General features: G+C 61.1%; 15 protein-coding genes and 1 pseudogene. 3 read left to right on the top strand and 13 right to left on the bottom strand.

The window, feature by feature from the left end; all coding sequences use genetic code 11:
- Nucleotides 1–271 precede the first annotated feature (271 nt).
- Both AC3Y64_RS02965 and AC3Y64_RS02970 read left to right on the top strand, forming a co-directional pair.
- A complete protein-coding gene (locus AC3Y64_RS02965; protein ID WP_489986386.1) occupies nucleotides 272–1,222 on the top strand; it encodes a DnaJ C-terminal domain-containing protein in 951 nt (316 codons plus the stop codon).
- Nucleotides 1,223–1,245: 23 nt separating this feature from the next.
- Complete coding sequence (locus AC3Y64_RS02970) at nucleotides 1,246–1,551, top strand: chaperone modulator CbpM (protein WP_489986387.1); 306 nt, start codon at nucleotides 1,246–1,248, stop codon at nucleotides 1,549–1,551.
- Between the two features lie 189 nt (nucleotides 1,552–1,740).
- On the opposite strand, the gene ureC is transcribed toward AC3Y64_RS02970, so the two are convergent.
- From ureC to urtA, 11 genes are all read right to left on the bottom strand, one after another.
- A complete protein-coding gene (gene ureC, locus AC3Y64_RS02975; protein WP_064388701.1) occupies nucleotides 1,741–3,441 on the bottom strand; it encodes an urease subunit alpha in 1,701 nt (566 codons plus the stop codon).
- 126 nt (nucleotides 3,442–3,567) lie between these two features.
- Nucleotides 3,568–3,876: an urease subunit beta gene (locus AC3Y64_RS02980; RefSeq protein WP_489986388.1), complete on the bottom strand. Its 309-nt coding sequence runs from the start codon at nucleotides 3,874–3,876 to the stop codon at nucleotides 3,568–3,570.
- The gene (locus AC3Y64_RS02985; RefSeq protein WP_489986389.1) at nucleotides 3,876–4,409 is read right to left on the bottom strand and encodes a GNAT family N-acetyltransferase; all 534 of its coding nucleotides are present in this window, start codon (nucleotides 4,407–4,409) and stop codon (nucleotides 3,876–3,878) included. The genes AC3Y64_RS02980 and AC3Y64_RS02985 overlap by 1 nt, the downstream gene beginning before the upstream one ends.
- A 4-nt stretch (nucleotides 4,410–4,413) precedes the next feature.
- A complete protein-coding gene (locus AC3Y64_RS02990) occupies nucleotides 4,414–4,947 on the bottom strand; it encodes a GNAT family N-acetyltransferase (RefSeq protein ID WP_158954541.1) in 534 nt (177 codons plus the stop codon).
- A gap of 9 nt (nucleotides 4,948–4,956) precedes the next feature.
- Nucleotides 4,957–5,259 (bottom strand): urease subunit gamma, encoded by a 303-nt coding sequence (gene ureA, locus AC3Y64_RS02995; RefSeq protein WP_016984788.1) that lies wholly within the window; start codon nucleotides 5,257–5,259, stop codon nucleotides 4,957–4,959.
- Between the two features lie 141 nt (nucleotides 5,260–5,400).
- Nucleotides 5,401–6,240 carry an urease accessory protein UreD gene (locus AC3Y64_RS03000; RefSeq protein WP_489986390.1) on the bottom strand — a complete coding sequence of 280 codons (840 nt, stop codon included), beginning with the start codon at nucleotides 6,238–6,240 and terminating at the stop codon, nucleotides 5,401–5,403.
- 43 nt (nucleotides 6,241–6,283) lie between these two features.
- Nucleotides 6,284–6,982 carry an urea ABC transporter ATP-binding subunit UrtE gene (gene urtE, locus AC3Y64_RS03005; RefSeq protein ID WP_038360486.1) on the bottom strand — a complete coding sequence of 233 codons (699 nt, stop codon included), beginning with the start codon at nucleotides 6,980–6,982 and terminating at the stop codon, nucleotides 6,284–6,286.
- Between the two features lie 135 nt (nucleotides 6,983–7,117).
- Nucleotides 7,118–7,987, bottom strand: a complete 870-nt coding sequence (gene urtD / locus AC3Y64_RS03010) for an urea ABC transporter ATP-binding protein UrtD (RefSeq protein WP_489986391.1) — start codon at nucleotides 7,985–7,987, stop codon at nucleotides 7,118–7,120.
- Nucleotides 7,984–9,063 (bottom strand): urea ABC transporter permease subunit UrtC, encoded by a 1,080-nt coding sequence (urtC, locus tag AC3Y64_RS03015; protein ID WP_489986392.1) that lies wholly within the window; start codon nucleotides 9,061–9,063, stop codon nucleotides 7,984–7,986. The genes urtD and urtC overlap by 4 nt, the downstream gene beginning before the upstream one ends.
- Nucleotides 9,063–10,565: an urea ABC transporter permease subunit UrtB gene (urtB, locus tag AC3Y64_RS03020; protein ID WP_489986393.1), complete on the bottom strand. Its 1,503-nt coding sequence runs from the start codon at nucleotides 10,563–10,565 to the stop codon at nucleotides 9,063–9,065. The genes urtC and urtB overlap by 1 nt, the downstream gene beginning before the upstream one ends.
- Before the next feature lie 142 nt (nucleotides 10,566–10,707).
- The gene (gene urtA, locus AC3Y64_RS03025; protein WP_489986394.1) at nucleotides 10,708–11,973 is read right to left on the bottom strand and encodes an urea ABC transporter substrate-binding protein; all 1,266 of its coding nucleotides are present in this window, start codon (nucleotides 11,971–11,973) and stop codon (nucleotides 10,708–10,710) included.
- A 305-nt stretch (nucleotides 11,974–12,278) separates the two neighbouring features.
- Here urtA and AC3Y64_RS03030 point away from each other — a divergent pair, with 305 nt between their 5' ends.
- Nucleotides 12,279–15,632 carry a hypothetical protein gene (locus AC3Y64_RS03030; protein WP_489986395.1) on the top strand — a complete coding sequence of 1,118 codons (3,354 nt, stop codon included), beginning with the start codon at nucleotides 12,279–12,281 and terminating at the stop codon, nucleotides 15,630–15,632.
- A gap of 82 nt (nucleotides 15,633–15,714) precedes the next feature.
- Here AC3Y64_RS03030 and AC3Y64_RS03035 read toward each other — a convergent pair.
- Together AC3Y64_RS03035 and AC3Y64_RS03040 are read right to left on the bottom strand one after the other, a co-directional pair.
- Nucleotides 15,715–17,081 (bottom strand): annotated as a pseudogene (locus AC3Y64_RS03035) (PepSY-associated TM helix domain-containing protein).
- Between the two features lie 100 nt (nucleotides 17,082–17,181).
- Nucleotides 17,182–19,302, bottom strand: coding sequence for a TonB-dependent copper receptor (locus AC3Y64_RS03040; protein ID WP_489986396.1), 2,121 nt, complete (start codon nucleotides 19,300–19,302; stop codon nucleotides 17,182–17,184).
- Nucleotides 19,303–19,310: the final 8 nt, after the last annotated feature.

The following is a 19,310-nucleotide window of genomic DNA, read 5'->3' on the forward strand; positions in this document are numbered from 1 at the left end:
AAAACGGCCGCGCAGTGTATGTCAGTGCGCGCCAGAATCGAAGGCCGGTCATCAGCTATTTCGCGACTAGACTGCTTGAAAGTCGCAGCTTTGCCCCAAACTTGCTGGCATGGGCCGGCAGAACCACCGGCGGTCGCAAGAACCGTCGTCCACTGCCGATAAACTTCTGCTGCGCCACCCGGTCACAACCTTGAGATCGGTCAACCCGGCACGCGCGAATCGGCGCATGCTGGCATCGGCGCGAAATCGATAACGGATGGTGATTCCTTCAATGGACTTCAAAGACTATTACAAGATACTCGGCGTGGAGCCGACAGCAGACGACAAGGCGATCAAAGCGGCCTATCGCAAGCTGGCGCGCAAATACCACCCCGATGTCAGCAAGGAAAAAGACGCCGAGTCCAAATTCAAGGACGCGTCGGAAGCCTATGAAGCGCTGAAAAGTGCCGACAAACGTGCGGAATACGACGAGCTGCGCCGTTATGGCCAGCACGGTCAGCCGTTCCAGGGGCCACCGGGCTGGCAGAGCCGTGGCGGCTTTGGCGGCGGCGGTCAGGACACCGGCGATTTCTCGGACTTCTTCAGTTCGATCTTCGGCAATCGCGGCCCCGGTTTCGGTGGCGGCGAAGGTCGGCAACAACGCAGTGCAGGGCGCCGAGGGCAAGACGTGGAAATGGAACTGCCGATCTTCCTCGAGGAGACGCTCGCTAACGAATCGAAGAAAGTCACCTTCCAGGTGCCGCAATACAACGCCAACGGTCAGCACGTCAGCAACACCACCAAAAGCCTCAACGTGAAGATTCCGGCAGGCGTGACCGACGGCGAGCGTATCCGCCTCAAGGGCCAAGGCGCACCGGGCGTCGGTGGCGGGGCGAATGGCGATCTGTACCTGACCATTCGTTTCGCGCCGCACCCGAAATTCGATGTCGAAGGCGACAACCTGATCATCACGCTGCCGCTGGCACCGTGGGAGCTGGCGCTGGGCACCGAAGTGGCGGTGCCGACGCTGACCGGCAAGATCAACCTCAAGGTCCCGGCCGGCAGCCAGAACGGTCAGCGCATGCGCGCCAAAGGCCATGGCTTGAAAAACAAGGCCGGCGAGCGCGGTTACCTGTTTGTGCAACTTAAAGCGGTGATGCCGAAAGCGGCCGACGACGAGGTCAAGGCGCTGTGGCAGGAACTGGCAAAGAAAGCCGCGTTCAACCCGCGAGAGAACTTCTGAATCCGACGACGGAGTAGCCCATCATGAGCAGCCCCCTGATCGTTCAACTGGACCTGGCAGAATTCTGTGAGGCGGCCGATTTGTCGGACGTCTACGTGATCGAAATCGTCGAACACGGCATCCTCGAACCTCAGGGCGCGCAGCCCCGGGAATGGCGGTTCACCGATTACGAATTGGCCCTGGCCAAGCGTGCGGCGAAGTTACGGCATGACCTGGAGCTGGAGTGGGAAGGGGTTGCGCTGGCGCTGGATCTGCTGGAAGAGGTGCGCGAGTTGCGTGCCGAAAACCGCATGTTGCGGCAGCGGTTGGGGCGGTTGGTGGTTGAGTAGGTCAGTCTGATGTTTTCCCGGTTGGCTGATCTGACCTCATCGCTGGCAAGCCAGCTCCCACAAGGTTTTGAGTTGGAACATGGATTTCAGTTCGACTCAGAAACTGTGGGAGCTGGCTTGCCAGCGATGAACGAAAACGCGGTGTAACTGGTAAACAAACAAAAGGCCCCGAAGGGCCTTTTTTTGTGGTCAGAACAGAAAGTACCGCTGCGCCATCGGTAACGTTTCCGCCGGCTCGCACCACAGCAACACACCGTCAGCCTTGACCTGATACGTCTGCGGATCAACATCGATGTTCGGCAGATAGTCGTTGTGGATCAGGTCGGTTTTCTGCACATCCCGGCATCCCTTCACCACGCCGATTTTCTTCTTCAACCCCAACGCTTCCGGCAACCCGGCCTCCTGCGCCGCCTGGCTGATAAAGGTCAGGCTGGTGGCGTGCAGCGAGCCACCGTAACTGGCGAACATCGGGCGGTAGTGCACCGGTTGCGGCGTTGGAATCGAGGCGTTGGCATCGCCCATCAAGCTTGCGGCAATCGCGCCGCCCTTGAGGATCAGCGTCGGTTTCACACCGAAAAACGCCGGGCGCCAGAGCACCAGATCCGCCCACTTGCCGACTTCGATCGAACCGACTTCATGGCTGATGCCATGGGTGATCGCCGGGTTGATCGTGTATTTGGCGATGTAGCGTTTGGCGCGGAAGTTGTCGTTGCCTTCGCCGTCCTGCGGCAGCGGGCCGCGCTGCTTTTTCATCTTGTCGGCGGTCTGCCAGGTGCGCGTGATGACTTCGCCGACGCGGCCCATGGCCTGGCTGTCGGAGCTGATCATCGAGAACGCGCCGAGGTCGTGGAGGATGTCTTCGGCAGCAATCGTTTCGCGGCGGATGCGGCTTTCAGCGAAGGCGACGTCTTCGGCGATGCTTGGGTCGAGGTGGTGGCAGACCATCAGCATGTCGAGGTGTTCGTCGATGGTGTTACGCGTGAACGGCCGCGTCGGGTTGGTCGAACTCGGCAGCACGTTAGGAAAGCCGCAGGCTTTGATAATGTCCGGTGCGTGACCACCACCAGCACCTTCGGTGTGATAGGTGTGAATGGTGCGGCCCTTGAACGCGCCGAGGGTGGTTTCGACGAAACCGGACTCGTTGAGGGTGTCGGTGTGGATCGCTACCTGCACGTCGAACTGATCGGCAACGCTCAGGCAGTTGTCGATGCTTGCCGGGGTGGTGCCCCAGTCTTCGTGCAGCTTGAGGCCGATGGCGCCGGCCTTGACCTGTTCGATCAATGGCTCCGGCAGGCTGGCGTTGCCTTTGCCGGTGAGGCCGATGTTCATCGGGAACGCATCGGCGGCCTGGAGCATGCGCGCCAGATGCCACGGGCCCGAAGTGCAGGTGGTGGCGTTGGTGCCGGTGGCCGGGCCGGTGCCGCCGCCAATCATGGTGGTGACGCCGCTCATCAGCGCTTCTTCGATCTGCTGCGGGCAGATGAAGTGGATGTGCGTGTCGATGCCGCCAGCGGTGAGGATCATGCCTTCGCCGGCGATCACTTCGGTGCCGGCGCCGATGGCGATGGTGACGTTGGGTTGCACGTCCGGGTTGCCGGCCTTGCCGATGGCGGCGATGCGCCCGTCCTTGAGGCCGACGTCGGCTTTGACGATGCCCCAGTGGTCGATGATCAGCGCGTTGGTGATCAGCGTGTCGACCACTTCGGCGGCGAGCAACTGACTCTGGCCCTGGCCATCGCGGATGACTTTGCCGCCACCGAATTTCACTTCTTCGCCGTAAGTGGTGAAGTCTTTTTCGACTTCGATCCACAGCTCAGTGTCGGCCAGGCGCACCTTGTCGCCGACGGTGGGGCCGAACATGTCGGCGTAGGCTTGTCTGGAGATTTTCATGTGTCTGCCTTAGTTGATCGTTCCCACGCTCTGCGTGGGAATGCCGCCATGGACGCTTTGCGTCCGCCGTTATGTGACGCGGAGCGTCACGGGATGCATTCCCACGCAGAGCGTGGGAACGATCAGTTAGTCGAGGTCACCCATGATTCTTCCGGCAAACCCGAACACCCGGCGATGCCCGGCGTAATCGACCAGCTCGACCTCACGGCTCTGCCCCGGCTCAAAACGCACCGCGGTGCCCGCCGGAATATTCAGGCGCATGCCCCGGCTGGCGGCGCGATCGAAGGCCAGCGCGTCGTTGGTTTCAAAAAAGTGATAGTGCGAACCGACCTGAATCGGCCGGTCGCCACTGTTGGCGACTTTCAGGCTGATGGTGCGGCGGCCGACGTTGAGCTCGATGTCGCCGGGCTGGATCTGGTACTCGCCAGGAATCATCACTGGGCTCCTTGCAGAATCTTGTAATAGAGGGCGGTCGGGCGATACGTGCCGTTCGGGTCGCAGGCGTAATCAGGAATTGCGCCGGCGCGGATGTAACCCAACGCTTTGTAGAAATCCTCAGCCGGCGAACCCGCTTCGGTGTCGAGGTAGAGCATGCCGCGCTTGTGATGGCGGGCCTCCAGCTCCAGCGCGCTCATCAATTGCTGACCGAGGCCACGGCGACGGGCGTGTTCGCGCACCAGCAGTTTTTGCACTTCGGCGCGATTCAGGCCGTTGGCTTTCTGGCACAACCCCAGTTGCACACTGGCCAACACTTGCTCGTCCTTGACCACCACCCAGAGCAGCACGCTGCCTCTGTTCACATTGTCCTGAACGTCATCGAAATAGGCGTGAGCCTGCGCCGCATCGAGATCGGCCATGAAGCCGACGCTGGCGCCGTAACCCACGGCATCAAGCAACAGGTCGATCAGGCCCTGACGATAGTGGGCAAAACTTTCAGCATTGACGCGGCGCAACTGGGCGGCGTTCATCGTGTCACTCCTTGTTGGCGTCAGGCGGCTCCGCGCCAGGATTGAGGGTCAGTTGCATGAAAGTCAGGTCGAGCCAGCGGCCAAACTTGGTGCCGACTTGCGGCATCTGCCCGGTGATGCTGAAACCAGCGCGTTCGTGCAGACGAATCGAGGCGGCATTACCGCTTTCGATGGCGGCGACCATGATGTGTTTGCCGCAGGTCTTCGCCCGTTCGATCAGCGCCGTCATCAGTTGCGGGCCGAGGCCGTTGCCGCGTTGGTCGCTACGTACGTAAACCGAGTGTTCGACGGTGTGGCGGAAACCGTCGAAGGGCCGCCAGTCACCGAACGAAGCGTAGCCGAGCACGCTGTTCTCGCCGTCGACGATCACCAGAATCGGATAGGCCTGAGCCTGACGTGCGCTGAACCACGCCTGACGGTTGCCGAGGTCGACGGCCTGTTCATTCCAGATCGCCGTGGTGTTGAGCACCGCGTCGTTGTAGATGTCGCGGATCGCCGGCAGGTCGGCGTGAACGGCATCGCGAATGGAGTAAGTCATGGCGCGGCCTCAGACGATCGGTTGGTGGACGGTGACCAGTTTGGTGCCGTCGGGGAACGTCGCTTCGACCTGGATCTCCGGGATCATTTCCGCGATGCCTTCCATCACTTGTTCGCGGCTGAGCAGGGTGGTGCCGAAGTGCATCAGCTCGGCCACGGTCTGGCCGTCACGGGCACCTTCGAGCAGCGCGGCGGAGATGTAGGCCATGGCTTCCGGGTAATTGAGTTTCACGCCGCGCGCCAACCGCCGCTCGGCGACGAGGCCGGCGGTGAAGATCAGCAGCTTGTCTTTTTCGCGTGGGGTCAGGTCCATTGTGGGAATCCAATATCGGCAGTTAAAAATAATGTCGTACACCCTGTAGGAGCTGCCGCAGGCTGCGATCTTTTGATCTTGATCTTTAAAAACAAAATCAAAAGATCGCAGCCTGCGGCAGCTCCTACAGGTGAATGCATTTCAGGTGTTCCAGATTCGCGGTGGCTGGGCTTCGCGGCCCAGCAGCACCGGGCGTAGCAAGCGCCATAAATCGATGAGCCAGGCTCTTGCGAGCAATGCTTCAGACGCCAGGCAGCGGGCTACCAGAAGCCCCGGCAATTGAGTCAAATCCCCGCGCACTTCATGGCCCAGCGAGCGGCAACGCTCCAACAACTCAGCATCAATCTCGCCGGTGACCAACAACGTGGCAAACACCGGATTGCCATCCAGCCCGATCGGCGAATCCAGCAAACCGTCACCGCCGACAATGCGCTGGCGCTCATGCCAGAGCAATTGACCGTCACGACGAATATCCAGATGCGCCTGAAAATGCCCGCGATCAAAACGCTCGCCGCTGGCCGGGCGACCCAACGCGACCACGTCCCAATAGAACAGCCGCGCATCGCCTTCAAGATCAATCGATGTCGTCAGCTCAGCCTGCGCGGCGCTGTAGACGATGGTTTCCTGCGGCAGCCATTCCAGCGTCGCGCCGGCCGCCACTTTCAAGTCGAGCTTTTGATAAGCCGGCCCGCCGGCGCGATACCACTTGGCCGCGCCGGGGCTGGTGATCTGCGCCCAAGCGCCAGGTTCGACGCGGGCGCTGATGTCCAGTCGATCACCGCCGGCAATCCCGCCCGGCGGGTGGACGATGATGTGCTGGCAGACCTCGGGGCCTTCGGCGTACAGGTGCTTTTGCACGCGCAGCGGGCCGAGGTGCCGGCGCATGACCGGGCGCGTGCAATCGCCGAAACGGGCGTAAGCGAGTTCCAGCTCGGCGTGCCAGCTCGGGGTAAACAGGGCAGGTGAAACAGTCGAATTCATGGTTTGTAATTATCGTTAGGAAGCTACAGATTAGTTCGTTGTACTAGATCGTTACCAGCCCGCGTACACCCTCGGCCTCCATATTTTCACCGCGACCCTGCTGGACGATCTCGCCCCGGGACATCACCAGATACTGATCGGCCAGTTCTGCGGCGAAATCGTAGAACTGCTCGACCAGCAAAATCGCCATGTCGCCGCGCTCCGCGAGTTTCTTGATCACCGCGCCGATCTCCTTGATCACTGACGGCTGAATGCCTTCGGTGGGTTCATCAAGAATCAGCAAACGCGGGCGGCTGGCCAAGGCGCGGCCAATCGCCAACTGCTGTTGCTGACCGCCGGACAGATCGCCGCCGCGACGCTGCTTCATTTGTAGCAGCACCGGGAACAATTCATAAATGAAACTTGGCACTTCTTTGGCTTCACTGCCGGGAAAGCGCGACAGGCCCATCAACAGATTCTCTTCCACGGTCAGGCGCCCGAAGATCTCGCGACCCTGCGGCACATAGGCGATCCCGGCGTGAACGCGCTGATGCGGCTTGAACGTGGTGATCGGTTTGCCTTCCCAGTTCACCGCGCCTTCTTTGGCCGGCAGCAAGCCCATCAGGCATTTGAGCAGGGTGGTCTTGCCGACGCCGTTACGGCCGAGCAGGCAGGTGACTTCGCCGACCTTCACGTCGAAAGACAGGCCACGCAGGATGTGGCTACCGCCGTAGTACTGGTGCAGCTTGTCGACTTGCAGCATGTTCAAAATCTCCCTCGATGATCGTTCCCACGCTCTGCGTGGGAACGCATCCCGTGACGCTCTGCGTCACATAACGGCGGACGCAGAGCGTCCATGGCGGCATTCCCACGCAGAGCGTGGGAACGATCTAGGTCTTCATCGGCCGAGATAGACCTCGATCACGCGCTCGTTTTCCTGCACCTGCTCCAGCGAGCCCTCCGCCAAAACGCTGCCCTGATGCAACACCGTCACATGGTCGGCAATCGAGCCGACGAAGCCCATGTCATGCTCCACCACCATCAGCGAATGCTTGCCCGCCAGGCTCTTGAACAGTTCAGCGGTGAACTCGGTTTCCGCATCGGTCATGCCCGCCACCGGCTCGTCGAGCAACAGCAATTGCGGGTCCTGCATGAGCAACATGCCGATCTCGAGAAACTGCTTCTGACCGTGGGACAACAACCCCGCCGGGCGATTGACCGACGTGGTCAGGCGAATCGTTTCCAGCACTTCGCTGATCCGGTCCTTCTGCTCACCACTCAGTCGTGCGCGCAAACTGGCCCACACCGACTTGTCGGTTTTCTGCGCCAGTTCGAGGTTTTCAAACACGCTGAGAGCCTCGAACACAGTCGGCTTTTGAAACTTGCGACCGATGCCGGCCTGAGCGATTTGCACTTCACTCATCTGCGTCAGGTCCAGGGATTCGCCGAACCACGCCTTGCCGTGACTGGGCCGGGTCTTGCCGGTGATCACGTCCATCAGCGTGGTTTTGCCCGCGCCGTTGGGGCCGATGATGCAGCGCAGTTCGCCGACGCCGATGTACAGATTCAGATTGTTCAGTGCGCGAAAGCCATCGAAGCTGACGCTGATGTCTTCCAGCGTGAGGATGGTGCCGTGACGGGTGTCGAGGCCCGGGCCAACGCGTTGGCCGAGGCCGATGGAGTCGCGGCTGGTGCCGGCGTCCTTGTTCGGCTCCACGGGAAAGAAGGCCGGTTCCAGCATGAATTCAGCGCTCGCCGTGACTCTCATTGTTCACCTCGTTTCTTCAGCAGACCGATCACGCCTTTGGGCAAGTACAGCGTCACGACGATGAACAGCGCGCCGAGGAAGAACAGCCAGTATTCCGGGAAGGCCACGGTGAACCAGCTCTTCATGCCGTTGACCACCCCGGCACCGAGCAACGGGCCGATCAGCGTGCCGCGACCGCCAAGAGCCACCCAGACTGCGGCTTCAATCGAGTTGGTCGGCGACATTTCGCTCGGGTTGATGATCCCGACTTGCGGCACGTACAACGCACCGGCCAAGCCACACAACACCGCGCTCAACACCCAGACAAACAGCTTGAAACCGCGCGGGTCGTAGCCGCAGAACATCAAGCGGTTTTCCGCATCGCGCAACGCGGTCAGCACGCGACCGAACTTGCTCTGCGCCAGGCGCCAGCCAATGAACAGGCTCGCCACCAGCAACAACACCGTGGCCAGAAACAGCACTGCGCGAGTGCCCGGTTCAGTGATGCCGAAACCGAGAATCGTGCGGAAATTGGTGAAGCCGTTGTTGCCGCCAAACCCGGTCTCGTTACGGAAAAACAGGAGCATGCCGGCGAAGGTCAGGGCCTGGGTCATGATCGAGAAATACACGCCTTTGATCCGCGAGCGGAAGGCGAAGAAACCGAACACCAGCGCCAGCAACCCCGGCGCCAACACCACCAGACACATGGCCCAGACGAAGCTGTTGGTGCCGGTCCAGTACCACGGCAATTCGCTCCACGACAGGAAGGTCATGAACGCCGGCAGACCATCACCGGCAGCTTGACGCATCAGGTACATGCCCATCGCATAACCGCCGAGGGCGAAGAACAATCCGTGGCCCAGCGACAGCAAACCGGCGTAACCCCAGACCAGATCCAGCGCCAGCGCGACGATGGCATAGCAGAGGATTTTGCCGACCAGGGTCAGCGTGTACGCCGAGACCGACAGGGCATTTTCCGCCGGCAACAGTGACAGCAGCGGCAGGGCGATCAGCAGCGCGAGGACCACTGCGCCGACCGCAATCGTGACCTTCGGCCCGGCCTTTCGTGTAGCGGTAACAAGCAGAGGCTGGTTCATCAGTCGATCACCCGTCCTTTCAGTGCGAAGAGGCCTTGCGGACGTTTCTGGATAAACAGAATGATCAGCGCGAGGATCAGGATCTTGCCGAGCACCGCACCGATCTGCGGTTCGAGAATCTTGTTGGCGATGCCCAGGCCGAATGCCGCGAGCACGCTACCGGCGAGTTGCCCGACGCCGCCGAGCACCACGACAAGGAACGAGTCGATGATGTAGCTCTGGCCAAGATCCGGGCCGACGTTGCCGATCTGGCTCAGCGCCACACCGCCGAGGCCGGCGATGCCCGAGCCGAGGCCGAAGGCGAGCATGTCCACGCGCCCGGTCGGCACGCCGCAGCAGGCGGCCATGTTGCGATTCTGGGTGACGGCGCGGACGTTGAGGCCCAAACGCGTTTTATTCAGCAGCAGCCACGTCAGCACGACGACGAACAAGGCGAACGCAATGATCACGATGCGGTTGTACGGCAGCACCAGATTCGGCAGCACTTGAATGCCGCCCGACAGCCACGCCGGGTTGGCGACTTCAACGTTCTGCGCGCCGAACAACAGGCGCACCAGTTGAATCAGCATCAGGCTGATGCCCCACGTTGCGAGCAAGGTTTCCAGCGGGCGGCCGTAGAGGTGACGAATCACCGTGCGCTCCAGCGCCATGCCGATTGCGGCCGTGACAAAGAACGCCACCGGCAGCGCGATCAGCGGGTAGAACTCAATCGCTTGCGGTGCGTAGCGCTGGAACATCAACTGCACCACGTACGTCGAGTAGGCACCGAGCATGAGCATCTCGCCGTGGGCCATGTTGATCACGCCGAGCAGGCCGAAGGTGATCGCCAGACCGAGCGCCGCAAGCAACAGAATCGAACCGAGGGACATGCCGCTGAAGGCCTGACCGAGGATCTCGCCGATCAGCAGTTTGCGTTTGACTTGGGCGAGGCTGGTTTCGGCGGCGGTGCGCACCGTGGCATCGGTTTCGACGCCGGGTTCGAGCAAACCTTCAAGGCGTGTCCGCGCTAGTGGATCGCCGGTTTCGCCAAGCAATCGCACGGCGGCGAGGCGCACGGCTGGGTCGGTGTCGACCAGTTGCAGATTGGCCAGCGCCAGACTCAGGGCGGCATGAACGCTTTCATCTTTTTCACCAGCGAGTTGCTGGTCGAGGAATTTCAGCTGCGCGGGTTTCGCGCTTTTCTGCAATTGCTGCGCGGCAGTCAGACGGATTTTGGCGTCGGCGGCGAGCAATTGGTGGCTGGCCATGGCAGTGTCGATCAGGCCCCGCAGGCGATTGTTCAGGCGCAGGGTTTTGGGTTGGCCGTCGATGGTCAATTCGCCTTGTTGCAGGGCGTTGATCAATTCGATACGGGCCGGGTCGGGCTGCGCAGCCCAGGTTTCGAGGAGTTTGGCCTGTTGCACGGGATTGGCCGCGACGAAATCTTCGGCGTCGCCGGCGTGGGCGAGCATCGGCAGCAAGAGTGCGATGGCACAGATGAATCGGTAGAGGGCAGTGGGCATAGGTAGGGCCTTGCTTGTTGATCGTTCCCACGCTCCGCGTGGGAATGCCTCACCGGACGCTTCGCGTCCACTTTTGGACGCAGAGCGTCCTCAGCTGCATTCCCACGCGGAGCGTGGGAACGATCAGGTTGAGCGGGATAACTCAGTTGCTCTTCACCGCATAATCCGGCTTCTTGTCGTTGCCCTGAATGAACGGGCTCCAAGGTTGCGCGCGGATCGGCCCTTCGGTCTGCCACACGACGTTGAACTGACCGTCCGCCTGGATCTCGCCGATCATCACCGGTTTGTGCAGGTGGTGGTTGGTCTTGTCCATGGTCAGCGTGTAGCCGGACGGCGCGGCAAACGTCTGCCCGGCCAGCGCTTCGCGGACTTTGTCGACGTCGGTGGATTTGGCTTTTTCAGCCGCTTGCGCCCACATGTGGATGCCGACGTAGGTGGCTTCCATCGGGTCGTTGGTCACGGCTTTGTCGGCGCCCGGCAGGTTGTGTTTCTTCGCGTAGGCCTTCCAGTCATCGACGAACTTTTTGTTCTGCGGGTTCTCGACGGATTCGAAGTAGTTCCACGCCGCGAGGTTGCCCACCAGCGGTTTGGTGTCGATGCCGCGCAGTTCTTCTTCGCCGACCGAGAACGCTACAACCGGTACGTCGGTGGCTTTCAGGCCCTGATTGGCCAGCTCTTTGTAGAACGGCACGTTGGAGTCGCCGTTGACGGTCGAGATGACGGCAGTCTTGCCACCGGCGGAGAATTTTTTGATGTTGGCAACGATGGTTTGATAGTCGCTGTGACCGAACGGCGTGTAGACCTCTTCGATGTCCTTGTCGGCGACACCTTTGGAGTGCAGGAACGAGCGCAGGATCTTGTTGGTGGTGCGCGGGTAGACGTAATCGGTGCCGAGCAGGAAGTAGCGCTTGGCGCTGCCGCCTTCTTCGCTCATCAGATATTCCACCGCCGGGATCGCTTGCTGGTTCGGCGCGGCGCCGGTGTAGAACACGTTTGGCGACATCTCTTCGCCTTCGTATTGCACCGGGTAGAACAGCAATCCGTTGAGCTCTTCGAACACCGGCAACACCGATTTACGCGACACCGACGTCCAGCAGCCGAACACCACGGCAACCTTGTCCTGAGTCAGCAACTGCCGGCCCTTTTCGGCGAACAGCGGCCAGTTCGATGCCGGGTCAACCACTACCGGTTCGAGCATCTTGCCGTTGACGCCGCCCTTGGCGTTGATCTCGTCGATGGTCATCAGCGCCATGTCTTTGAGCGACGTTTCGGAGATCGCCATGGTGCCGGACAACGAATGCAGAATCCCGACCTTGATGGTCTCGGCGGCCTGGACAGTCCAGGTCATGCCCATCGCGGCAATCGATGCCGTAAGTGTGAAAGCCTTGATCAAACTGCGACGCTTCATTGTGCGATCTCCATGAACATTTGAAGTTTTTTTGGTTGGCAGATGCGGACGACTGAAGGGGCTTTAGCAAGGGCTGTGCCTAAGGCGCAACAAGCCCGGTCTGGAGCGGTGGCGCGAGCCTTCTGCGGTCACCGCCGCACCAAGGTTGGGCGCTTTGCACGGGCATGGGCGCGTCGGTGCACTCGCGTGGGGCTTGCTCGTGAGGTGAAAGCAAAAGCGATAACTATGTACCGCCAGCGAGGCGCACGGAGTGTTCAGTCTAGGGGCTCGCCTTACCCCCTGAAACTGCACAAGGAAGCAACTCAATGGATCAATTTTCCTGGCCTGTCACGGTGAGCGTCGGGCCCGCGCTGAGCCGCAACTTTCTCTCGGCGGATGACGCCGCTCGCCATGCCCATGAGCAAGTCGGCCAGCGCCGTGAGCGCCGTTATGCCAGCTGCATTTTCCAACGCTCCGACGGTCGATTCGTCGTCAGCGAACCTGTAGCGATGACCCAGGGCACCCTGGATAACCGGCTTCTGTATGGGAAGGATGCGCAGGGCAAACCGCAATTACCCAAAGAACACACCCTGCACAGTCTGTTCTATTCCCATGTGGCACTGTCGATGCTCGACGTGCAGACCGTCGCCGAGCGCCGCTGGAATCGTGATGATGCGGCGACCAGCCTGTTCATGTTCAGTGTGGAGCAGTTGCGTTTTCTGCTGGACGAGCAAATCACCGCGTATGTGTCCGGGGCTGAGGACAGCCTGCTGATGTTCAAGCCCGACGCTGAAAAAATGGCATCGCTGCGTGAACAGCTGGGCACCGAGCAGCTGCCCGGGCCCCTTGCCGAAAGCCTTAAAAGCGGCGCGCTCAAGCCTGGACGGCTGGTGACCCAGGCAGCCGCGGCAGGGACGCTGGAAGTGGTGGTCAGCAACGGCAAGTGGCGGCCGCGAGGCACGCTGCCCGCGCATACCATCGTCGCTCACGCGTGGGAGCGCACAGTGCCGGAGCGAGTCGCCTATGGGGCGATTTTCTCGTCGGCGGACGAGGCTGCGCAGGATTGTTATTTGCGCGATACCGCGTCCCACGATCAAGACCGGACATGGTTTGGATTCATCCTCAAGCAAAAAGGCGAAGCGCACTACATCGCCACCGAGCTGGTCCCCGTGAATGGCGATCGGGATGTGTTGTATGCCCTGGCCAGCCTGTTTCCCGCCGGCAACGTCGCGCGTGGCTATCGCTTTCCCGAGTCCTTCGCCATTCATTCTTATTTTTATGCACGCCCACGGGTGAGGCATGCTGAAGGCACTTCGAAGAACTGGCTGGCGGATAATTTCATCGTGCCCCAGGACCTCTACCTGTCGGTCTACTACTCAAAGAAATACCCACAGGTCGAAACCGGTGCATCGCTCAGTACTTACATTGCGCCCAAGGATGGCTCCCTGCTCAAGTACACGCCGCGCGCCAACACCCGACTGTTCGACAACGACATGCCGCTGCTAGGACTGGAGACGATTCAGGCGAACCTTGCCTCGGGCAAAGTGACCCCCACTGACTTTGTCAGGGTGGTCGCCAACAGCGGTGAGTTGAGTGTGCTGCGCACCAGCCTGTGCTGGGATCGCAATGGGCCGATCGATCGCTATTGGTTCCCCGGCCGGCATTTTCAGCGCCTGGCCCTGGGGCCGGCGTTTGTCAGCGCCGATGATGCGGCCATACACGCGCGCCAGCACCTGCCCTCAGCTGTCGGCCGTGCCTTTGGCGGGCTGATCTTGCGACGCGTCGACGGCTTGTTCGTGGCCACTGTCCCCATCGCCGTGTTCGAAGAAGATTTTTCCATCGATTTCATTTTTCCGGACTCCAGTGTCAGTCAGGGAGCGTTTCCGGAGGGCTGCACCATCGTTGGCCGTTATCGTTCCCGAGTGGCCCGGGAGCTGCCGATTCTGCTGAACGCCGGCGATAAACAGGTGTACCTGAACATGCTGTCGACGGAAGTGGTGTGCTCATCCTTCCTCTGGGAATCCAAGCGCCTGGACGAGTATCTGTTCTGCCCCGACGGCGCCATCATCCGCTACCGGGCGAACGCCGGGGATCAATTCGTCACCGGGTTGCTGGCCAAGGTGGGGCTCGACTCTTTCAATGGACTGAGGCCTGCGCCGATCAAGCGCAAGATCTACGAAGGTTGGCTGTTGCCACGCGACTGGGTCAACAAGTTGCTGGGCAGCGGCAAACTGGACGTCGTGGTGGGCAGCAAGCTGTGGGGCGCCTCCGGGCCCGTGAGCAAATTTGCGCCTTTCCCGCCGGTGATCGCCAACGCAGAGGCCACTCGCGATCCAGTCTGCGGCCCGGTGTTTGCACAGGAAGCGGCCGCCGCCGGGTATGTTCACGAACAGGGCGAACGCGGCGGAGCCTTGCAGTTCGGCGCGATTCTGGGCGATAGCCGCAGACACCGCTATCTGGCCAACCTGCCCGTCGTGGTCGAAGATGAAAACCTGGCGCTGACGAAGATTTTTGCGCAGGGCTCCATGCCGGCCCGTTTCGCGCTGCAGGCGCTGTACCTGTACGCCCCGGCACACTCGGCCGGCATTGCCGATCACGATTACCGACACTTCTTCTCGCCACTGGACGTGTGCCGGGCGCACGCCCTCGTCAACTCGGCGCAAGGCTTCAAACCGATCTATTTTTCCTGTGCCGATGGGGCCTTGCTGCGCTACGAAATGGCGCCTTTCGACCCTGATCTGCCGCTGGATAATTTCGGTCAGATCAAGCTCGTGGCCAATCCCTTCGCCTCAATGGCCAGAGCCCAGGATGATTGGCAGCGTGTTCTCAAAGGCAGCTTCGAACTTCGGCGTTACATTCGCCGTATGGCCAGGGCCGGGAAGCTGGAAGTGCTGGTGCCCAGCGCATTCTGGTCACGCAAGGGTGCAGTCGGTAGCGACTGGGCGCCACGCATGAAGGATCTTTCGCCTGACGAACACTGGGCGAACAAACCGGAACTGGCTTTGGGGCCCATTTTTCATCATGCCGACGATGCCGCCCGCCATGCACAGTTTCGCGCCGGCAGTGCCTATGAGCAGCAGACGGTTTATGAGAGCGCGATTCTGAGCTCGACAGGAACCCCTGCCTATGTCGCGCTGGAGCCGCTGGCGGAAGACGATTCGCTGCGATCGCTGGCGCGCATTTTCCGCACAATGAAAGACTCGGACACGACGGTCAGAAACAAACCGCCGAGGTTTCCCGACGGCTATACGCTGATTGCCGGACATCAGCTGTACGCCTCCGGCAACAGCACGCTGAGTGCGGACCCGGAAAAGGTGTACGCCAACTACGCGTCGCCAGCGATGGTGTTCGCCCACACGTTCGCCTTGAAAGGCAAAGGATTCGACATCAAGTCACACTATTACTCGACGCCGCACGGTGCGCTGATCAAATACACGCCTTACTACTCCGAGGCCGAGCGGCTCTTGCTGTCGACGCCGGCTGTCGAGTTTGTCGGCGGGCAGTGGAAAACGGTGCTGTCGCCCGGCGCGTTTATCTCGCAATTGTCCAACATTGGCGATTTACGCGTGCTGAAGGCGGCGTACTACTGGAACCAGGAAGGTCGTCTTGGCGCGGATTGGCGAGCGTCGCGACAACAGGGGCCGGCGAAAAGCTATAGAACCTCGAGGGACGAGTTGTAATCGCCGGCTCTGTTTATTCAAGCGTTGCTTGATACAGACAGGCTCGGGATCAGCAATTGATCCCGAACCTGTCTGACGTCGGTCAAGCGGATGCGTTCGCCGCAACCGATCGGGAAAGTACCAAGCGGTCCAGCAGCCACACCACCACCAGCGAAGCCCCCACCAGCGGGAACACCACGGCCAGGGCGAGCATGATCAGCACGCCGGTTTTCCACTTCGGCAGATCATGACGCAGGGCTGGCACGCCGAACTTGCCTTGTGGCCGACGCTTCCACCAGATCACCACGCCGCTGACGGCACTGAGCAGAATCATCAGGCAGATCAGCAGCACGACGATCTGATTGAAGGTGCCAAACATCTTGCCTTCGTGGAGCATCACGCCGATTTCCGTGGCACGGGCAACGGTGCCGTAGTGCTCGAAACGCACGTCGGCGAGGACTTTGCCGGTGTACTGATCGACATGCAGCGTGGCGTCGTTGCGCGGGTCATCGGCGAATACGGCAATGGTGAATACGCCGGTGGCGGTGGTCGGCAGGGTGATGCTGTAACCCGGTTCGACCTTGCGCTCGGTGGCGATGTTCTGCACGTCCTGCAGGCTGATAACCGGCGCGGCAGGGCCGGCGTTGGCGCCGCCATGGGCCATGTGTTCGGCGTGATCGCCGGACATCGGCATCGGCGTGTTTTCCATCGCCCATGGCACGGTCTGACGGGTGGCGCTGTTGAGGCTGCGCGCTTCGACGTCAGAGGTCGGGACGTTGTCCCACATCGCCGCCGGGAACACGTTCCACACCTGCGCATATTGCTTGCCCCAAAAACCGGTCCAGGTCATGCCGCTGAGCAACATCACCAGCAGCAACGTCGCGCCCCAGAACCCGGTCACCGCATGCAGATCCCGCCACAACACACGACCGCGACTGTTTAGCCGTGGCCACAAAATGCCAGCGGCCTGACCGCGCGGCCACCACAGGAAAACCCCGGACACCACCAGCACCACGCCCCAACCGGCGGCCATTTCGATGAGCCGATCACCGACGGTGCCGATCATCAGTTGCCGTGAATGGCGCGGGCGATGGCCTGCAGATTCTGCTTGGCATCCTGTTCGCCAAGGATGTCGCCGTGGTAGGGATCGACGAACACGTTGAGTTCGTGGCCGGCGTTAGTCACGACGAATTGCGCGCTGCGTTCGGCGTTGACCGGCGGCAGGTACTGGGTGATCTGGCCTTGTGGATAAGCGCTTTTCACCCGTTGCAGCAAGTCATCGGCCGGCACCGTGTGATGGCCGGCCGGGACATTGAGCAGGCTGCTGTACATCAGTGAATCGAGCTGCGGCTTGAACAGGTAGATGATGCCGGTCAGGGCCAGCATCACCATGAACGGGGCGACGAACAGGCCGGCGTAAAAATGCCAACGCCAGGCCAGATTGTAGAAATTCGGTTTGGGCTGTTTCATCACGTGTGCTCCGCTGGGCGAATTTTTTAGATCAAGAGATCGCAGCCTTCGGCAGCTCCTACAGGGGTACATGCGGGCTGCGATCTTTTGACTTTTCTTGTTAGAAACTCATATCCACTTTGGTCCAGAGCGTGCGCCCCGGTTCGTTGATCGCTTGCGGGTCGTTGGCCGGGTAGCCGAATCCGGCGTTGCCCGCCAGGTTCAGGTGTTCGGCGTAAGCCTTGCCGAACAGGTTGTCGACGCCGCTGCTGACCTTCCAGTGCTTGTTGATCCGATAGGCGCCGTTGAGTGAGAACACGCCGAAGCCCGAACTCTTGTCGTAATCCTTGCCGACCACGTTGCCCTTGTTCTGGTCGATACGGTTTTGCGCGGCAACCACCCTCCACAGTGCGCCGGCGCTCCAGTTGTCTTTGGTATAGGTCAGACCGAAGCGTGCATCCAGCGGCGGCATTTGCGGCAGGGCCGAACCGTCGCTGCTGTTCTTGCCCCAGGCGTAGGCCAGGGTCGCATCGGTCTTCCAGTTGTCGGTGAGTTGATACGCGGCACCGAGTTCACCGCCCATGATTCGCGCGTCGATGTTCTCGGCGCGGGAGGTGCTCATGCCCATCATTCCCGGGGTGTAGTCGAAGAGGATGTAATCACGCACCACGCCGACGTAACCCGAGGCCCAGGCTTCGAGGTCGGCGCTCTTGTAGTTCGCGCCAAAATCGAACTGGGTAGTCTTTTCCGGTTTGATCGAATCGAACGCATTGACCGAACCGACCGGGCCGTTGCTTGCCGAGAACAGCTCCCAGTAATCCGGGAAGCGTTGCGCGTGACCGAGGCCGGCGTAGAGCGTGGTCGGGCTGTCGGCGAGGTCATGCTCGTAGCGCACGAAGCCGCTTGGCAGGGTGTCGGCGCGGGTGTCGTCGGCGGTCGGGTTGGCGCGGGTCATCATTCCCGAGTCGGTGGTCTGCCGGTAATCCTTGGCCGAAGCGCGGTCAACGCGGGCACCGGTGATCAACCGGTCACGGTCAGCGGCGTACCAGGTCATCTCGCTAAACACACCGTAGTTATGGAAATCGGCGTCCTTGCTGTAGGGCAGATCCTTGTAGGTATCGATGCCCATCGAACTGCGCTCACGGTGTTCGTTGGTTTGTGCGTCGAGGCCGGTGATCAACTGAATATCGGCCCAGCGCCAGGTCGCCTTGACCCGCGCGCCGAGGGTGCGGCGGTCGACATTGGACGCCATGGGCCCGGCCATCATGCCGGTGCCGGACGGCGTGCGCAGGGTGTAGTTGTCCATCACGTGGTCGGCGTAGTTGTAGTAGACCTGCGCTTCGAGCTTCTCCAGCACGTCAGTGATGTTGGATTTTTCGAAACGCAAGCCGAGGCTTTCACGCAGGAACTGCGAGCCGTCCATGCCGCGCCCGGCGTAGCGTGCTTCACCGTCGCCCTTGCCGGCGGTGAGTTCGATCAGGGTGTCGGCGTCCGGGGTCCAGCCGACGGCGACGTCACCGTTCCACTTGTCGTAGCGCGAGGCGACGATGTCGTTGTTGCCGTCGCGGTAATCGTCGGAATGCGCGGTGTTGCCGATCACCCGCACATAGCCCAACGGGCCACCGGCAGCGGCGTCGACGACCTTATCGAAACGTCCGTGGGAGGCGGCCAGCACGCTGGCGTTCACACGAGTACCGAGTTCGCCGAAGCTCTCCGGTTCACGATCAAACAACACCGTACCGGCCGATGCACCAGGGCCGTAAAGCACGGTCTGCGGGCCTTTGATCACGGTGAGTTTGTCGTAGGTCTCCGGCGAGATGTACGAGGTCGGCGCGTCCATCCGGCCCGGACAGGCGCCGAGCATCATGCTGCCGTTGGTGAGAATGTTCAGACGCGAGCCGAACATGCCGCGCAGCACCGGATCACCGTTGGTGCCGCCATTGCGTACCAGCGCGAAACCGGGAATGGTCTTCAGATAATCGCCGCCGTCGCTGGCCGGCACCGGTTGGCGCGGATCCTTGGGATTGGTGACGATGGTCAGTGGCGAGCTCGGTGCAATCGCCGTGATCACCGTCGGGCTCAATTCCTGGTCGTGGCCGACGTGATCATCGGCCAGCACCAGCGGGGACAGCAGGACGCCGCAAAGGACGGCGGTAGCGTGCCTGAAACGAATCCGTGATTCGTTCAAAGCGAAGGACGCCGGGGCAGCACCCGAGCGTGGAACAGCAGCAAACCTGGACATGACAATTT

It is taken from the genome of Pseudomonas sp. 4CAES_32.4 (assembly GCF_058136335.1).

Excerpts from the sequence above, each read along its gene's own strand:
- AC3Y64_RS02965 (WP_489986386.1), top strand. The coding sequence starts at position 272 with ATGGACTTCAAAGACTATTACAAGATACTCGGCGTGGAGCCGACAGCA.
- AC3Y64_RS02970 (WP_489986387.1), top strand. The coding sequence starts at position 1,246 with ATGAGCAGCCCCCTGATCGTTCAACTGGACCTGGCAGAATTCTGTGAG.
- ureC (WP_064388701.1), bottom strand. The coding sequence starts at position 3,441 with ATGAAAATCTCCAGACAAGCCTACGCCGACATGTTCGGCCCCACCGTC.
- AC3Y64_RS02980 (WP_489986388.1), bottom strand. The coding sequence starts at position 3,876 with ATGATTCCTGGCGAGTACCAGATCCAGCCCGGCGACATCGAGCTCAAC.
- AC3Y64_RS02985 (WP_489986389.1), bottom strand. The coding sequence starts at position 4,409 with ATGAACGCCGCCCAGTTGCGCCGCGTCAATGCTGAAAGTTTTGCCCAC.
- AC3Y64_RS02990 (WP_158954541.1), bottom strand. The coding sequence starts at position 4,947 with ATGACTTACTCCATTCGCGATGCCGTTCACGCCGACCTGCCGGCGATC.
- ureA (WP_016984788.1), bottom strand. The coding sequence starts at position 5,259 with ATGGACCTGACCCCACGCGAAAAAGACAAGCTGCTGATCTTCACCGCC.
- AC3Y64_RS03000 (WP_489986390.1), bottom strand. The coding sequence starts at position 6,240 with ATGAATTCGACTGTTTCACCTGCCCTGTTTACCCCGAGCTGGCACGCC.
- urtE (WP_038360486.1), bottom strand. The coding sequence starts at position 6,982 with ATGCTGCAAGTCGACAAGCTGCACCAGTACTACGGCGGTAGCCACATC.
- urtD (WP_489986391.1), bottom strand. The coding sequence starts at position 7,987 with ATGAGAGTCACGGCGAGCGCTGAATTCATGCTGGAACCGGCCTTCTTT.
- urtC (WP_489986392.1), bottom strand. The coding sequence starts at position 9,063 with ATGAACCAGCCTCTGCTTGTTACCGCTACACGAAAGGCCGGGCCGAAG.
- urtB (WP_489986393.1), bottom strand. The coding sequence starts at position 10,565 with ATGCCCACTGCCCTCTACCGATTCATCTGTGCCATCGCACTCTTGCTG.
- urtA (WP_489986394.1), bottom strand. The coding sequence starts at position 11,973 with ATGAAGCGTCGCAGTTTGATCAAGGCTTTCACACTTACGGCATCGATT.
- AC3Y64_RS03030 (WP_489986395.1), top strand. The coding sequence starts at position 12,279 with ATGGATCAATTTTCCTGGCCTGTCACGGTGAGCGTCGGGCCCGCGCTG.
- AC3Y64_RS03040 (WP_489986396.1), bottom strand. The coding sequence starts at position 19,302 with ATGTCCAGGTTTGCTGCTGTTCCACGCTCGGGTGCTGCCCCGGCGTCC.